Source organism: Conexibacter sp. CPCC 206217 (assembly GCF_030646165.1).
Lineage (GTDB): Bacteria > Actinomycetota > Thermoleophilia > Solirubrobacterales > Solirubrobacteraceae > Conexibacter.
The window spans coordinates 141,809-157,107 of record NZ_JAUTDO010000007.1 but is presented as its reverse complement, the minus strand read 5'-3'; the positions used below and the strand labels follow the sequence as shown (position 1 = coordinate 157,107).

Genomic DNA, 15,299 nt, shown 5'->3' with positions numbered 1-15,299 from the left:
CGTCGCGCGGTCGCCACCGCACGTCTCGCGCTCATCGCAGGCGCTCGTCGATCGCGAGGCCGGCGCGGCCGCGGCGGCGGTCGTCGGGGGCGCGCGGCAGCAGCCGCAGCTCGCGCGCGAAGCTCTGCGCGGCCGCCAGGTAGACCGCCTGACGGACCGTGACGCGCAGCGAGGCGGCGACCCGATCGCCGTCGCCGCCGCCGGCCGCGGCCTCCTCGCCGGGTGCCGGCGGGCCGGCGTCGAGCACCTCGACGTCCTCCAACGCGAGCACGGTCGTCCCCGGACGTTCGCCGGTCGCATCGCGTGTCACGAGCACGTCCACGCGGCTGCCGGCGACGATCGTGGCCGGATCGCCGCGCGCGACGACCTCCGCGGCGCGCTCGCCTGGGCCGACCGGCACGGCGGCGGCCCCCGGGGTGCGCAACACCGCCCGCGTGACGTACGCGCCGGCGGGCAGCGCCACCGCCGCCTGCGCGCCCGCCAGCAGCCGCGGATCGGTCAAGGCGTCGGGTGGCACGTAGCGGCGCGGCAGCTCGCGCAGCGCCGGGCGAGCGTCGGCGAGCGGTGCGCCGGCGACGACCGGTGCCGCGGTCACCAGCACCCGCGCGGGCGGACCGAGCGCAGCGTCCAGCGCAGCCTCGCGGCGCTGGACGCTCGACGCCGCGAGCAGCCCCAGCAGCAGCGCGAGCGCGATCAGCAGGAGGGCGCGCCGGCGGTGGTTCATTGCGCCACCGCCGTCGGCGACAGTCGCGGGCGGCGCGGGAGCGCGTGACACGGATCGTTCATCCGTCCACCGCCGTCGGCAGCTCCAGCACCAAGCGGGCGCCGCGGTCGGTCGGCGCGGAGGCGAGCCGGCCGCGGTGGCGCGCGGCGATGTCGGCGACGATCGCGAGTCCGCGACCGCGTGCCGCGCGACCGCCGCGCGGCCGGCGGCGAACCAGCTGCGCCACCGGAGCCGGCAGTCCCGGCCCGTCGTCGAGCACCTCGATCCGGACCGTGTGCAGCCCGGCGCGCGCCCGCAGGACGACCTCTCCCTCGTCTTCGTCCCGCCGCCCGTGCTCGATCGCGTTCGCGAGCAGGTTTCCGCAGGCCTGCGCAAGGCGCGCGCGGTCGCCGTGGACGAGCGCGTGGCCGGGCGGCTGCTCGACGCGCAGGCGCACGCCGTGCTGCGCGGCGATCGGGCGAAACGCCTCCGCAGCGTCGACCAGCAGCACGCCGACGTCGAAGGTGCAGGCGCGCTCGGCGGCGCGCGCGCCGCCGCGGGCGGCCGTCAGGTCCGCGAGCGAGAGGCGCGCCCTCCCCAGCTCCAGGTCGATCGCCTGCAGCGGCCCGCGCACCGATGCCGCCGGGATCATGCCGCCGGCAAGCTCCGGCCCGCGCGCCGCGAACTGCGCCGCCAGCCGCGCAGCCGTGAGCGGGCCGCGCAGCTCATGGCACGCCCGCGCGACCAGCTCCATCCGCCGCGCAAGCACGATCCGCCCGTGGAGCGCGGCAACCGCAGCCGCGAGCCAGCCGCTGATCGCAACCACGCCGCTCATCCCCGCCCCACCGGCCCGTCGCACAAGCGGTAGCCGATTCCCCACACGTTCACGACGAACCGCTCGCCGTCGCGGGAGAGCTTCTGGCGCAGGCGGCAGGCGTGGGAATCCAACGTGCGCGTCGAACCCAATTGGCGGTAGCCCCAGATGTTGCGCAGCAGCTCGTCCTTGGAATGGACTCTGGTGGGATCCAGCGCAAGCGTGCGCAGCAGCGCGAACTCCTTCTGCGACAGCGACAACGGCCTGCCGTTGAGGCGGACCGTGCGCGCCGCCGGGTCGATCTCCAGCGGGCCGACGCGCATGCGGCCGTGACGGGTGCGGTGCTCGGATCGCCGCAGCAGCGCGCCGATGCGGGCGCGCAGCTCCGGATAGGAGAACGGCTTCACGAGCACGTCGTCGGCGCCGCGGTCGATCGCGCGGACACGGTGCAGCTCCGTCGCGCGGCCGCTCAGGACCAGCAGCGGCAGGGTCGGATCGACACGGCTGACGAGGCCGTCGGAGGCGCGGATCTCCTGCACCAGCTCGAGTCCGTCGCGGCCGGGCAGTCCGAGGTCGAGCAGCACGAGGTCCGGGTAGCGCTGCTCGAACGAGGCGAGCGCCTCGTCGACCGACTCGACGGAGAGCGGCTCATAGCCGTCGGCCGAGAGGTTGTCGGCGAGATACGAGCGCGTGGTGCGGTCGTCCTCGACGATCAAGATGGTTGGGCGGTCGTCGTTCATGGGCGTCCTGAGCCAGATCGACGGTGTTTCTCGCCCCCTCTTGCGCAATTTCGTGGCAAACGCGTGCGTAGAGTTGCAGGAGGGATGTTCCATCCCGCACGCAAACCGCAACGAACGAATGGACCACCACATGGCCAAGGTGCTCTACACCGCTGAGGCGACCGTCGCGGGCGGCCGCGCGAACGGTCACGGACGCACGTCGGACGGCGTGCTCGACGTCGATCTGCGGCTCCCGACCGAGATGGGCGGCGCCGGCGGCGGGACCAATCCCGAGCAGCTGTTCGCGGTCGGCTGGGCAGCGTGCTTCGAGGGCGCGCTCGGCGCCGTCGCGCGCCGTCAGAGAGTCGAGGCCGACGACGCCTCGATCGACTCGAAGGTGAGCCTGCTGCCGACCGGCGACGGCGGCTTCAAGCTCGCCGGCGAACTGCACGTCACGCTGCCGTCGGTCAGCGGCGACGCCGCCGTCGAGCTGGTGCGCGCCGCGCATCAGGTCTGTCCCTACTCCAACGCGACCCGCGGCAACATAGACGTCGTCCTGACCGCGAACGGCGCGCCGGTCGACTGAGACGGCGCGAGAGCGGACGTGCGTGGCGCGGCGAGGGCCGCCGCGCCGCCGCGCCCGTTCAGACCAGCTCGACGGGGTCGCCGACGGCGACCTCGCCGGGCTCGGCGACCCAGCAGTTGAGCGCGAAGCGGCCGTCGTAGTCGGCGTTGATGCGCCGCAGCACGTCGGGCGAGACCGCCTGCGTGTCGGGGTCAAGCGTCGTCATCACGCAGCGCTTGCAGACCTTCTCGACGTCGATCAGCGCGCTGCCGACGCGCAGTCTCCCACCGGGCCACCCACGCTCGGCGAGCCCCTCCACCCCGGCGATCAGGATGTTCGGCCGCAGCCGCCGGCGATCGACCCCGAGCGCCTGCACCGCGCCGTCGGTCGCGATCAGCAGCGTCGTGTCGTCGAAGCGCGCGTCGCCGTTCATCTCGATCAGCCGCGCGTCGTCGTCGGCGACGGCGTCGCGGACGGCTGCCAGCGCCGCCGGATCGCGCCACGGGACGCCGTCGACGAGCGCGCAGCCGCCGGCATCGAGCGTCGCTCTGAGCGCGAGCAGGCGGTGGCGCGTGCGGGCCGTCACAAGCCGGTCGTCGCCGTCGCGCACCTGCACGCGGCGGTCGCCGGGGATGCCGTCGGCGCCGATCGTCGCACGCTGCAGGGGCTGACCCGCGAGCGATTTGACCGGATAGACCCACAGCTCGGCGACGTGCATCGGACGCAAGATCCTGACACACGACCTGTCCGAAGCCGCGATTCATGCGCCTTGCAGGAACGTTCTGCGCGAAGGCCCCTGAAAGGGGCCGCTGAGACGCTGCAAGTTCGCGTGCAGGGGACACGGATCAGGAGGAGTGCTGCATATGATGCCGACGCCGAAAGGGCCGCCGTGTTGCCGCCCCGCCCCTACCCGGCACTCACGGATGATCCAACGCGGAAACTACAGCTCAGGCGATGACTTCGTTCTCGAATACGGAGAGCTTCGCTTCACCTTCAACGAGCGCGACTTCGGCGAGCGCTGCGAGCAGGCTGCGCGCAAGCTCGGCTTCGTCTCCGGCCGCCTGGAGCAGCAGGAGGCGGAGGACCTCGTCAACCTCGTCGTCAACGGCGAGGTGACCGATCCCGCCTCAGCGCTCGGCGAGCACGTCAACGACTGCTGGCCGGAGCTCGTCGGCCCATCAGAGCGCTCGCTCGTGCACTGGCTGCGGCGCCTGATCTTCCGCGGCGCGTGGCTCGACCAGCGGGTCAAGGAGGGCGAGCTGGACGTCGCCTTCGACGAGGACACGCACACCTTCTCCTACGTGCAGCCCGATCGCGGCAACGAGCCGATCGAGCTGGCGCCCGAGCCCTCCTGGGGCCGGGTCGCGTACCTCCCGCGCTCGCTGTAGAGCGAGCCGCACGCGCCGCTGCGCCGAGCAGCGGCGAGTTCCGGCCCGCAGCGGTTCGAAACTCGCCGGTGCTCGCTCGGAGCGCCCGCCCGGTCAGGCGGGCGCCCAGGCGAAGCGGTTCCTCAGCGAGCGGTCTCGCGCGCGGCGGCGACGGCCTTCGCGCCGGCCTCGCCGATCAGCAGCTCCGGACGGAGCGTGCCGCTGGCGAGCAGGTCGAGCGCCGGGTAGCGGCCGGTCGCGGCCAGCTCGGCGTCGAGCGCGACGACGGTCGTCTCGCCGCCGAACGGCTCAGACGCGGTCGCGATCACCGTCAGCGAACCGCCGTCGGCGATGTTGCGGGCAGCGGCGAGCGCCTTGCGCGCGGCGGCCGGGTGGACGCCGTCGAGCGTGTCGACGAGCACCACGGCGTTGCCGCCGCGGGCCGCGACGCGCTTGCCGTTGTCGATCGCGCGCTCGAGCGCCTGCGACTGCGCGTCGGCGGAGGCGGCGAAGCTGAGCCCCGCCGCGACCTCGACGGCGGCGCCGTTCCACTCCGAGATCTCCTCGGGGCGGACGCCGACGAGCACGACGCTGGATTCGAGCCCGTCGAGCTTCGCGAGGTGGTCGGCGAGGCGGCGCAGCGTCTCGGTCTTGCCGGCGCGCGGGCCGCCGACGATCACGACGCGCGAGCCGCGGCCGATCGGCGTCAGCCACTCGATCGCCTTGACGGTCGCCTCCGACGCGTCGAACGCGAACCGCTCGGTCGCGAACGCGGCCGGCAGCTCGTCGAACTTCGTGCCGTCGGAGCCGCTCTCGTCAGCCGGCTTGCCGTTGATCGTGTCGATCCGGACGAGCGACGGGTAGCGCTCCGAGCGACGCGGGGCGCGCACCGGGCCGCCGACCCTGTCGCCGGCGACGAGCTCGCAGCGGCGCACCTGCGCGGCCGAGATGTAGACGTCGCCGTCGGACGCCTCGGGGCCGTTGACGCGGACGAAGCCCGAGCCGTTGCCGAGCAGCTCGACGACGCCCTCGATCAGCTCGCCCTCCTGCGGCGCCTTGCCCTTCGGCGCGCCGTCTGGCTTGCCGGCGCGCGAACCGCGGTCGCGGTCGCGGCCGCCCTCGCGCGGCTCGCGCTCGGCGCGCGGCTCGCGCTCGGCGCGCGGCTCGCGGTCGGCGCGGGACTCGCGGTCGGAGCGCGGCTCGCGGTCGGAGCGCGGCTCGCGGTCGGAGCGCGATTCGCGGTCGCTGCGCGACGGGCGCTCGTCGGAAGCGGCCTCGTCGCGACTCTCGTCGCGGTCGCGGTCGCGGCTGCGACCACGGCCACCGCGGCGGCGACGCGGACGGTCGCTCGACTCCTCGTCGTCGGCCTCGACGGGTGCAGCGGCGCCGTTGCCGTTGCCGTTGCCGTTGCCGCCCTGCAGAGCGACGATCGCGTCGATCAGATCCGGCTTGCGGAGACGGCGAAAGCCGTCGATCCCGAGCTCCGTCGCGATCGCATGCAGATCGGCGAGCGGGCTGTCCGCGAGCGCGGAACGTTCGAGCACTGACAAGATTGGGTCCTCCTGGGGTGATGGATGATCGGTTGGCTCCGGCCGTGTTGAGACAACGGCCGGCGATGCAGCAGCGGAAAGGCTAGCGCGTTCTACGGCGTCTGCGCGCGCTCGACCGCGGCCGCCGTCAGCGGATGCTCCAGCATCCGGCGCAGCACTGCGGCCGGAACAGACGCGTTCTCGGCGCCCAGGCGGGCGGCCAGCACGACCTGTTGCGGGTTCCGGATCCCGCCGACGAGCACCTGTGCGGTCGTCTCGCCGCCGTGCAGCGATTCGACGATCGCCTGCAGCGTTTCGCCGGCGTCGATCGAGGCGTCCTCCAGTGGACTCAGCGCGGTCGACACCAGCGCGGCGCCGGCCTCCGCCGCGAGCAGCGCTTGGCCGGCTGCGAAGGCATGCGTCAACTCGACGGCGATCTCCTGCTCGCTGAGCGCGCTCGCCGCGACCAGCCCGGCCGCGGTGCACGCCAGGCGCGGGACGACGTGCTCGTGCAGTTGCACCAGCGCGAGTCCGTCGGCGACGAGCTGCTCGGCGTCATCGCCGACGAGGTCGACCGAGACCGATGCGTCGATCAGGTCGCAGATCCGCACGATTGCGGCGTCGTCCAACCGTCGCCGGCTCGTCGTCGCGCCCGCGAGCACGCCCCAGGCGGCGAGCTGCTCGACCTCCGCGACGGAGCCGGTCTCGACCCACAGCTTCACGACTGCTGCTCCCAGCGCAGCCTGTCGGACAGGCGCGCGTCGGGATCGAGCTCGCGGCGGCCGGCCAGCACGTCGCGCACCGCCAGGAACTCGGCCGCCTCGGCGACGTCGTGGATGCGGAAGACGTGGCCGCCGGCGTCGACGCCCCAGGCGAGCGCGGCGAGCGTGCCGGCGAGCCGCTCGCGCGGCGGGCGGCCGGTGATCGCGCCGACGAAGTCCTTGCGCGACAGCGCGAGCAGGACAGGACGGCCGAGCGCCAGCACGTCGTCGAGCCGCCGCAGCACCTCGACCGTCTGCGCCGGCGTCTTGCAGAAGTCGGGGCCCGGATCGACGATCAGCTGCTCGGCGGCGACGCCGTGCGAGCGCGCCAGCTCGATCCGTTCGCGCAGGAACGCGACGACCTCGTCCGCCATGCGGCCGTCCATCTCGGGGTCGAGCAGCTTCGTCTTCGGCGCGGAGCGCGTGTGCATCAGCACCAGCGCGGCGCCGGTGCGAGCGCAGACGTCGGCGAGGCCGGGATCGCGCAGGCCGCTGACGTCGTTGACGATGCAGGCGCCAGCCTCGATCGCCGCCGCGGCGACGGCCGGCTTGTAGGTGTCGACCGAGACGACTGCGCCGAGCTCGTCGGCGATCCGCTCGATCAGCGGCACGACGCGGGCGATCTCCTCGTCGACCTCGACCGCGGGTCTGTTGGTGACGCCGGACTCGCCCCCGACGTCGATCACGTCGGCGCCGGCCGCCAGCAGCGTGCGCGCCAACTCGACGCGCGCCTCCAGCGTCCGATAGCGGCCGTCGTCGGAGAACGAGTCGGGCGTCGCGTTGACGATGCCCATCAGCCACGGCCGCTCGCCGAGCCGCAGCGTGCGAGCGCCGGCGCGGACGTCGAGCACGCGCGCCGCGGCGGCGCTCATCTGGCGCCCGTCTCGCCTCTGGCGGCGCCCTTGTCGTCGCCGCCTCTGCCGCCTCTGCCTCTGGCGTCTCTTCTCGGCTTCGGCGGCTTGACGATCGTCAGCGGCAGTCTCGTGACCGAGCGGTTGCCGGCCTTGTCGAGCACGGTCACCAGCACCGTGTATCTGCCGGCTCTGGTGTAGACGTGCTGGGAGCCCGCCTTGATGCTCTCGCGTCTGGATCTGTCGCCCCAGTCGAGCACCGCGCTCGCGACGCCGGAGGTCTGCGCCGGTTTCGCGCCGGCGGCGGGCGGCGGCGGGGCGTCGGCGGCGACGAGCGTCAGGCGCTGCCTGACGTCGGTGCGGCGCACGCCGCTGACGCGCACTCTCGCGGTCGGCGCGACGGTGTCGACGCGGACGGTCCCGACGCGTGTCACGGCGCTCTGCGCGCGCCGGTCGACCGCGGTGATCTGCCAGCTGTGCGCGCCCTGCGCCAGCGCGGCCGGCAATCTCATCGACTGGCGCGTCGTCGTGCCGACCTCGACGCCGTCGACGACGACTCTGTAGCTGAGTCCCCACGCTTCGCGCGAGCGGGTCCAGATCAAGGTCGGCGTCTCCGTCCGCTCCCACTTGGTTCTGGAGGCTCTCGGCGCGAAGCGGCCGGGCGGCTGGTCGATCGTCGCGACCGCGATCGATCGGCCCAGCGGCGTCGTCTGGACGTAGGCGATCGCGATGTCGCCGTTGTCGTCGCCGGACGCGTCGAGGCCGGTCTCGCCGTCCGTCGGCCCCAGCTCCGGCCGCGACAGCGCCATCTCGGTCTCGAAGTCTCTGCCGTTGTAGAAGCGGCCGCGCACGTCGGTCGCGCCCTCCGGCGAGGTGAACTGCCACGCGACGAGCATCTTCAGCGGTGTCGCCGTGACCGGTATCGCGTACGTCGGCGCGCTGCTCTGGGCGATCGAGTCGACCTGCACGACCGGGCCGGGCGTAAGGTCGGCGCGCATCATCTGCGCGTAGCTGAGGTTGGTCGTCGTGCTCGTGCCGAGCACGATCCCCTGGCCGATGCCGCCGTTGGAGATGTGCGGGTTGCTGGAGCTCTGCCCCGACGCGAACGGGGTTCCGTCGCTGACGACCGCGCCGTCGAATCTCGAGCCGCGCAGTCGGCGGTAGACGACGCGGGTGCGCGGCGGCCCGCCGACGTCGAAGACGGCACGGAAGGCGACGCCGGTGAACGAGTCGTCGTCCTGCACGCCGACCTCGGGCAGGTCGGCGCCGATCGCGCCCACGCCCTCGACCTGGAGGCCGTCGGTGGCGCTCGCGAAGACCGGACTGGGCCGCGTGCCCATGACGCGGCGCGCGATCACCGCGCCGGCCTCGCCCCAGACGACGACGGCGACGCCGTCGGCCGACGCCCCGACGCGCGGGCGGCCGTTGACGGCGCCCGCGTCCGCCGCGGGATTCGCGTCGAATGCGCTGCCGATCAGCGTCCACGGCGCGGCGTCCTTCGAGTACGCGACGCGCACGTCGTGGCCGCCGGCGCCCGGCGCCGTGAAGGCGATGTAGCCCTTGCGATTGACGCTGAGGTCGATGTAGGGATCCGACGCGCCGCCGGAGCCCCAGATCGTCTGCAGGCCGCCCCACGGTCTGTCGGCCGCCGGCTTCGTGATCGCGTAGATGTTGCCGCCGTTGGCGAACACGACCGCGACGCGACCGCCGTCGCCGCTGGACACGACCGGCTGCGACGACGCGCCCGGCAGGCCGGCGTCGAGCTTCTCCGGGCCGCCCCAGCCGCCGTTGACGGTACGCGAGACGAAGGCGCGATCGACGCCGCCCTCGTCGACGGTGTAGACGATCGCCCCGCTGCCGTCGGGCGCGAGGTCGATGTTGCCCATCGTCTTCAGCGTCGGCAGCGGGCCGACGACGACGTCGCCGGCGAAGGTCCCCGCGGACGCGGGCGCTGCGCTCAGCAGCGCCGCGGCCAGCAGCGCGCTCAGCAGCGTGGCGGCGCGGGAGCGCAGGAGTCGGGGACGGGAAAAGCGGGGCATGGAGGACTGACCGGTTCGCGGCATCGTGGATCTCAACCGGCGAGAACGGCAAAAGTTACGCAATCGGTCGGACGCGCGCTCAGATCCTCGACCGATGGCACGGCCGCGGACAGCGCGGGCGCACGCAGGTGGTGTCGCGAGGCCGGCTCCCGCGGCCCCGCTCCACCTCTCCCCCTCGATCCCGACGACAGACGCGACGCTTCAGCTCCGCGTGTCGCTCGCCGCCATGTCCCCGTGGCGCGGCGACCACTGCTGCCCCGACGCGACGAGAAGGTCGCACACCCGCTGGGACCGCGTCGAACAATGGTAAGAACGCTGACGTTCAGACGAGTCGGCGCGCTTGCTGCTCAGCGCTGCAGCGGCAGCCCGGCGTCGCCGCCGTCGGCGCCGGTCGCGAGCGCGAATCTGTCTCTCAGGCGCTGGACGTCGAGCGCCTCCGCGGCGGCTCTGACGCCCGCCAGGTCGGTGCCGGTGATCCCCCACGTCGGCACCTGCTCGCCGAGCTTGACGGCGGCGACGAGGCCGGCGCCCGCGCCGAGCGTTCTCGCCGTGCGGCCCTGGGAGTCGATCAGCTCCAGCTGTCTGCCGTCCGCGTCGAATCTCGCGAAGACGCCGGATCTGGACGGACCCTGGTCGATCAGGCGCAGCGCCTGGTCTCTGCGCACGACGCTCCACGTGCCGACCAGCACCTTCAGCACCTCGGTCTCGACGTTGGTGCCGAGCGCCTGACGCGCCGGGCTCGCGCCGACCGCCGACAGCTGCTGGGAGACGAGCTGGCAGGCCGCGTCGGCGTCCTCCGCGCACTGCAGCACGACCGGGTAGCGCTTGCCCTCGGCGCCGTGCGCGAACGGCTCCGGGTACTGGCCGACGACGGCGTTGATCGCCCCTCGCGAGACGCGCGCGTCATGGTGGTCCCACCAGACGCGGTCGCCGCCGTGCAGCTCGAAGTCCGCGGCGCTGTCGTCGCTGCCGATCCCGTTGACCCAGTAGTTCCAGGCGCTCCCGTCCGCTCTTCCGGCTCTCGGGACGCCGTCGATCGAGTCGACCCCGACGCCGCCGGCGACCGTCTTCACGTTCGCGAAGCTGCGCTGCGTCAGGCTCAGGACCGAGTCGCCGTCCGAGACGCCCTGCTGGATCGTCGCGCCGCGCACGTCGCTGCCGAAGTCGCGCGTGGCGATCATGCGGACGTCGGCGCTCTTGCCGCCCTGCGGCTGCATGCCGCAGCCCGAGACCGCGAGCGCGGCGAGCGACAGCGCTCCTACGAGGGAGCCGAGGAACTTGCGAGACATGCGTCCACCCCTTTCCGCGCGGGCGTTCGAGTCAGCGGCCGGGGTTCTGCTTCCCTGCTCGTGAACGGGCGGATCGTAGCGGCTCGGGCGCGGCGGCCGATGCGCGCAGACGGGGTCGGAAGCGCCGGCACGGGAGTACAGTCCAGCCCATGACGGTCAATCTGACGCGCATCTACACGCGTCTCGGCGACAGAGGCGAGACGCACCTCGGCGACATGAGCCGCGTGCCGAAGACGCACCCGCGGATCGAGGCGTACGGGACCGTCGACGAGCTGAACGCCTTCATCGGCGTCGCACTGACCACTCCGGGCCTGCCGCAGCAGTACGCGGGCTGGCTGAGACGGATCCAGAACGACCTCTTCGACGTCGGCGCCGACATCGCGGTCCCGCACGGCGACGACCGCACGCGACTGCGCGTGCAGCCGGCGCAGACGACGTGGCTCGAGGAGCGCTGCGACGAGGTCAACGCGACGCTGACGCCGCTGCGCTCGTTCGTGCTGCCGGGCGGCACGCCCGCGGCCGCGCAGTTGCACGTCTGCCGCACCGTCTGCCGCCGTGCCGAGCGCGCCGCGATCACCTGCGGCGACGAGCTGAACGAGCAGGTCGTGCACTACCTCAACCGTCTCTCGGACCTGCTCTTCATCCTCAGTCGCGGCGCCAACGGAGCCGACGAGCCGCTGTGGGAGCCGGGCGCGAGCCAGTGAGCCGCTGCCCGCGGCTCAGCGGCGCGACGTGCGCAGCGTCAGCAGGCTGAGACCGGCCGCGAGCGTCAGCGCGACAGCCCCCAGCGCGCCCGCGCCGATCACGAACAGGGTGTGCTGCTCCGCGTAGTCCGTGACCTGATCGGGTCGCGCCAACAGCAGCATCGTCGCCAGCAGCGCCACGCTCACGACCGTCACGCCGACTGGAGCGAGCGCCTCGCCCACCAGCGGCGCCTGCCGCTCGCCGGGCTCGCGCTGCGGCCAGCGCAACTGCGCCCACGACAGCGCCGCGACCGCCGACAGCGCCCACAGCGCCGCGACGAGGAAGCCGCCGAGCACGTCGCTCGGGTAGTGCCAGTCGAGCGTGAGGAACGAGAACGTGACGGCGACCGCGAAGAGGCCCCCGAGCGACGCCACCCACGGCCGCATGCGCGCGGGCGCGACCAGCACGGCGCTCAGCGCGATCGACATCGACGCGGTCGCGTGGCCGCTGGGCCACGACGCGGGCACCACCTGGCCGACCTCGTCGAGCAGCGGCGAGAGACGCGGGCTCGCGAGCGCCGGCTTGAGCACCTGCGTGGTCACGTTGGCGCCCGCGAGCACGATCGCGACCGCGGCGGCCGTGCGCGGTCTGCGCCGCAGCAGCGCGAGCGCGACCAGGGCGGCGACGAACCAGACGAAGTTCTTCGGATCGCAGAGCGTCGCGATCGCGCGGGCGGCTGGATCGACGCGCGGCCCGCCGAGGCCCGTGAAGCCCTTGAGGATCGTCGCGTCGAGGGTGTGCACGCGCTCGACGCGGGTGGCGGCGAGATAGACCAGCGGCAGCAGCGCCGCGATCATCGCGGCGCCCGTCAACGCGAGCTTCGTGCGCCGGTCCATCCACAGGAGGGTAGCGAGACTCTCCGCCCGATCTTCGGATAAATGATGGATAAACATTCATCATTCCTTAAAATGGATCGAACTGAACCGTCGCACGGTGCGACCTCACTGAGGTACATTCCCCTGCCGTGAATACTGCGCGCGCAACTCGACTTCTCGCCGTCGGCCTCTCTGGCGCGGCGCTCCTGCTGGCAGGCTGCGGCGGGGATGACGACACGTCCTCCACGCCGACGACCGCCGCGGCTGACACGACGGCGTCGGCTGACACGACGGCCTCGACGCCGACCACGGCGACACCGCCGGAAGATCCTGCCGCGACACAGATCAGAAACCCGTACAGAGAGCCGAGACAGCCGGCTCATCCGGGTGCGAGAGTGGATCGTCTCATCGTCAGAGACGTGAGAGTCGGCGACGGCGAGGAGATCCAAGCCGGCGACACCGCGATCGCCGACTACTACGGCACGATCTATCAGACCGGCAGAAGATTCGATTCGTCGTGGGACAGCGGCCGTGAGGCGATCGAGATCAGAATCGACCGCGGCGCGAGCGTCGACGGATGGTGGCAGGGCATCCCGGGGATGAGAGTCGGCGGCCGTCGCACGCTGATCATCCCGCCGTCGCTCGGTTACGGGGAGCAGGCCCGGCCCGGGATCCCGGCCAACTCGACGCTCTTCTTCACCGTCGACCTGCTCGGGATCAGACGCGCCACGGCGCCCGGCGTCGCCGCCGATCCCTCGATGCAGGCGCCGCCCGCCGGCTGAGCCGCAGGCGCTCAACCGACCGACTGAGACGCACGACGAGGGCCGCAACTGCGGCCCTCTCGCGTTTGTGCGTCTGCTGCGCAGATCGTTGATTCAACGTTAAGTGCGGTCTCGACGTCGATCGCATATCAACGAACTACCGCTGTCATCGGGCCAGCGGCCCGGCCGCGACGGCGTTCGATCAGCGCAGTGCCGGGGTCGCCACCGCGCGGAGGAAGCCGAGCACGCGGCGCCAGGCGTCGGCCGAGGCGTCGGCGTGCTCTTCCTGCGAGCGGTCGAAGAACGAGTGCGGGGCGCCGGGGTAGACGACGAATTCGTGATCGACGTTTGCAGCCGTCAGTCTGCCGTCGAACTCGTCGACGGTCTCCTGCGGGATGCTCGGGTCCGCACCGCCGAAGAGGCCGAGGATCGGGCCGCGCATCTGCGGCTCGTGGCCGAGCGGCGTCGGCATGCCCGGTCGGCCGCTGCCGAGGCCGCCGTAGAAGGCGACGACGCCGGCGAGGCCGAGCGCAGGCGCCGCGGCGGCGAAGAACGACTGGCGCCCGCCGAAGCAGAAGCCGACCGTGACGACCGGCACCTCCCCGACGCGCGCATGCAGCGCCGCGATCGCGGCGGCGGCGTCGGCCTGGATCTGCGCCGGCGTCGTCTGCGCGACGTGCGGCATGTACTCGAACTCGGCGTCGCGCGGCGCCAAGCCGGCTGTGCGGCCGAAGTAGTCGATCACGATCGCGTGGTGGCCGGCCTGCGCGAACCGCTCCGCCAGCTCGCTGTAGAAGCGGAACAGCCCGCGCACGTCGGGCAGGATCACGACCGCGGCGCCCTGCGGGTCGGGCGCCTCGGCGAGCGCCGCGGAGAAGCGCGTCCCGTCGGCTGAGGTCAGTTCAAGCAGCTCCGCCCCGGCCCCGCCGGCCATCGGCGCGCGGGCGAGGTCGACGGGCAGGTCGGGCGGGAGAGCGTCGGCGTCGAAGCACATGGGCCGACTGTACCCGCGGCGTCGCGGCCGGAAAGCACGCGGCTGCGAAGGCGCCGGCGGCGCGCCTCACATCACCTCGGTGATCTCCCAGACGGGCCAGTTCGACAGCAGCTCGACGCCGTCTCTGCGGATCACGACCATCTCTTCCACGCGCACGCCCTGGGAGCCGTCGCGGTCCTGCGTCTCGACCGCGAGCGTCATGCCCTCTCTCAGCTCGATCGGGTGCTCGGGCGAGACGCCGCGCCAGATCAGCGGGATCTCATAGAGCTGCAGGCCGATCCCGTGGCCCCAGTGGTTCGTCGTGATCTGCCACGCCTGGTTGGCGTCGTAGTAGTCCCAGTACTCGCCCTCGGAGTCGGGGAAGTGCTTCGCCGCGTCGGCGGTGGTCGCGCCCGGCTTCATCGCGTCGAGCACGTTGTAGAGGTTCTCGACCGCGCGCTTGTAGGCGTCGTGCGTCGCCTGCTTCGCTCTGCCGCAGCTGAACGTGCGGTAGTAGCAGGAGCGGTAGCCGTTGTAGCCGATGTTGTAGAAGTCGGCGTAGACGACGTCGCCGGGGCGGATGATGCGGTCGCTGCTGTCGGCCTGCGACTTCGGCCACGTGTCGGGGCCGCTGGACAGCTTGCCGCCGCCGTGCTCGCCGCCGAGCGCGATGATCCGCCGCACCGACTCGGCGAAGATCTCGTTGTCGCGCACGCCCGGCTTGATCATCTCCTTCATCGCCTGGAAGCCCGCCTCGCAGATCGCGGCCGACATCCGCAGGCACTCGATCTCGTCCTCGGTCTTCGTCGAGCGCGCCTGCGCGAGCGCGGCGGCGGCACCGGCGTCGACCTCGTAGCCGGCCGCCTGCAGCTCGGCGATCAGCGCCGGCTGCGAGACGTCGACGCCGACGCGGCCGGAGGTGATGCCGTGGTCGCGCAGTGCGGAGACGACCTCGCGCGTCATCGCGCCGCGCAGCATCTCGACGCCGGAGCCGCCGCCGATCGCGGTCGGCACGATGCCGATTCCCGGCGCCGCGTAGCGGATGTCTCTCAGCCACGGGCACGCCTCGCGCTGCACGACCGCATGGTCGGCGCTGTCCCAGTGGGTGATGGCGCCGTCGGCGGTCAGCAGCGAGTAGTGGAAGCCGCCGGCACCGGAGACGGAGCTGGTCGCGACGCTCGTGACGTAGCGGATGTTCGGGTCGCTCAGCAGCAGGACGGCGTCGTAGCCGGCCTGCGCGACGGCTTCGGTCGCCTTCGCGGTGCGCTGGCGGCGCAGCCGGTCGACGTCACCGCGACCCTCCCAGTCGGTCGCCATCGAGCCGCGCGTGCCCTCCATGTAGCCAGGGGTGTGGATCGGCATCGGTATC

The 15,299-nt window shown here is 72.8% G+C and carries 16 protein-coding genes; 4 read left to right on the top strand and 12 right to left on the bottom strand.

Features of this window, described 5'->3' with window-relative positions:
• Window positions 1-31: 31 nt before the first annotated feature.
• Genes Q7L65_RS19835 through Q7L65_RS19825 form a run of 3 tightly spaced genes read right to left on the bottom strand, consistent with a single transcriptional unit; the run spans window position 32 to window position 2,257 of the window.
• The gene (locus Q7L65_RS19835; RefSeq protein ID WP_304723806.1) at window positions 32-775 is read right to left on the bottom strand and encodes an RcpC/CpaB family pilus assembly protein; all 744 of its coding nucleotides are present in this window, start codon (window positions 773-775) and stop codon (window positions 32-34) included.
• A gap of 7 nt (window positions 776-782) precedes the next feature.
• Entirely contained in the window at window positions 783-1,538 is a 756-nt protein-coding gene (locus Q7L65_RS19830; protein ID WP_304723805.1) for a sensor histidine kinase KdpD, read from the bottom strand.
• Window positions 1,535-2,257 carry a response regulator transcription factor gene (locus tag Q7L65_RS19825; protein ID WP_304723804.1) on the bottom strand — a complete coding sequence of 241 codons (723 nt, stop codon included), beginning with the start codon at window positions 2,255-2,257 and terminating at the stop codon, window positions 1,535-1,537. The genes Q7L65_RS19830 and Q7L65_RS19825 overlap by 4 nt, the downstream gene beginning before the upstream one ends.
• 130 nt (window positions 2,258-2,387) lie before the next feature.
• Between Q7L65_RS19825 and Q7L65_RS19820 the strand changes: the two genes are divergently transcribed.
• On the top strand, window positions 2,388-2,822 hold the full coding sequence (locus Q7L65_RS19820; protein ID WP_304723803.1) for an organic hydroperoxide resistance protein: 435 nt from the start codon (window positions 2,388-2,390) through the stop codon (window positions 2,820-2,822).
• Between the two features lie 58 nt (window positions 2,823-2,880).
• Here the strand turns inward: Q7L65_RS19820 and Q7L65_RS19815 are convergent, their stop codons facing one another.
• On the bottom strand, window positions 2,881-3,519 hold the full coding sequence (locus tag Q7L65_RS19815) for an MOSC domain-containing protein (RefSeq protein ID WP_304723801.1): 639 nt from the start codon (window positions 3,517-3,519) through the stop codon (window positions 2,881-2,883).
• A gap of 205 nt (window positions 3,520-3,724) precedes the next feature.
• On the opposite strand from Q7L65_RS19815, the gene Q7L65_RS19810 reads away from it, so the two are divergent.
• Window positions 3,725-4,189 carry a hypothetical protein gene (locus Q7L65_RS19810; RefSeq protein WP_304723800.1) on the top strand — a complete coding sequence of 155 codons (465 nt, stop codon included), beginning with the start codon at window positions 3,725-3,727 and terminating at the stop codon, window positions 4,187-4,189.
• 122 nt (window positions 4,190-4,311) lie between these two features.
• Here Q7L65_RS19810 and Q7L65_RS19805 read toward each other — a convergent pair whose 3' ends face one another.
• From Q7L65_RS19805 to Q7L65_RS19785, 5 genes are all read right to left on the bottom strand, one after another.
• Complete coding sequence (locus tag Q7L65_RS19805) at window positions 4,312-5,712, bottom strand: Rho termination factor N-terminal domain-containing protein (protein WP_304723798.1); 1,401 nt, start codon at window positions 5,710-5,712, stop codon at window positions 4,312-4,314.
• Window positions 5,713-5,810: 98 nt separating this feature from the next.
• Window positions 5,811-6,419 (bottom strand): transaldolase family protein, encoded by a 609-nt coding sequence (locus Q7L65_RS19800; protein WP_304723797.1) that lies wholly within the window; start codon window positions 6,417-6,419, stop codon window positions 5,811-5,813.
• A complete protein-coding gene (folP, locus tag Q7L65_RS19795; protein ID WP_304723796.1) occupies window positions 6,416-7,330 on the bottom strand; it encodes a dihydropteroate synthase in 915 nt (304 codons plus the stop codon). The genes Q7L65_RS19800 and folP overlap by 4 nt, the downstream gene beginning before the upstream one ends.
• A complete protein-coding gene (locus Q7L65_RS19790; RefSeq protein ID WP_304723795.1) occupies window positions 7,327-9,348 on the bottom strand; it encodes a hypothetical protein in 2,022 nt (673 codons plus the stop codon). The genes folP and Q7L65_RS19790 overlap by 4 nt, the downstream gene beginning before the upstream one ends.
• A 347-nt stretch (window positions 9,349-9,695) precedes the next feature.
• The gene (locus Q7L65_RS19785; protein ID WP_304723794.1) at window positions 9,696-10,637 is read right to left on the bottom strand and encodes a DUF4430 domain-containing protein; all 942 of its coding nucleotides are present in this window, start codon (window positions 10,635-10,637) and stop codon (window positions 9,696-9,698) included.
• Window positions 10,638-10,786: 149 nt separating this feature from the next.
• Between Q7L65_RS19785 and Q7L65_RS19780 the strand changes: the two genes are divergently transcribed.
• On the top strand, window positions 10,787-11,341 hold the full coding sequence (locus Q7L65_RS19780) for a cob(I)yrinic acid a,c-diamide adenosyltransferase (protein WP_304723793.1): 555 nt from the start codon (window positions 10,787-10,789) through the stop codon (window positions 11,339-11,341).
• Window positions 11,342-11,356: 15 nt separating this feature from the next.
• Here Q7L65_RS19780 and Q7L65_RS19775 read toward each other — a convergent pair whose 3' ends face one another.
• Window positions 11,357-12,217: a phosphatase PAP2 family protein gene (locus Q7L65_RS19775; RefSeq protein WP_304723792.1), complete on the bottom strand. Its 861-nt coding sequence runs from the start codon at window positions 12,215-12,217 to the stop codon at window positions 11,357-11,359.
• Window positions 12,218-12,591: 374 nt separating this feature from the next.
• On the opposite strand from Q7L65_RS19775, the gene Q7L65_RS19770 reads away from it, so the two are divergent.
• On the top strand, window positions 12,592-12,978 hold the full coding sequence (locus Q7L65_RS19770; protein WP_304723791.1) for an FKBP-type peptidyl-prolyl cis-trans isomerase: 387 nt from the start codon (window positions 12,592-12,594) through the stop codon (window positions 12,976-12,978).
• Between the two features lie 181 nt (window positions 12,979-13,159).
• Here Q7L65_RS19770 and Q7L65_RS19765 read toward each other — a convergent pair whose 3' ends face one another.
• Together Q7L65_RS19765 and Q7L65_RS19760 are read right to left on the bottom strand one after the other, a co-directional pair.
• Window positions 13,160-13,951: a dienelactone hydrolase family protein gene (locus Q7L65_RS19765; RefSeq protein WP_304723790.1), complete on the bottom strand. Its 792-nt coding sequence runs from the start codon at window positions 13,949-13,951 to the stop codon at window positions 13,160-13,162.
• Between the two features lie 66 nt (window positions 13,952-14,017).
• Entirely contained in the window at window positions 14,018-15,292 is a 1,275-nt protein-coding gene (locus tag Q7L65_RS19760; RefSeq protein WP_304723789.1) for a M24 family metallopeptidase, read from the bottom strand.
• Between the last annotated feature and the right edge of the window lie 7 nt (window positions 15,293-15,299).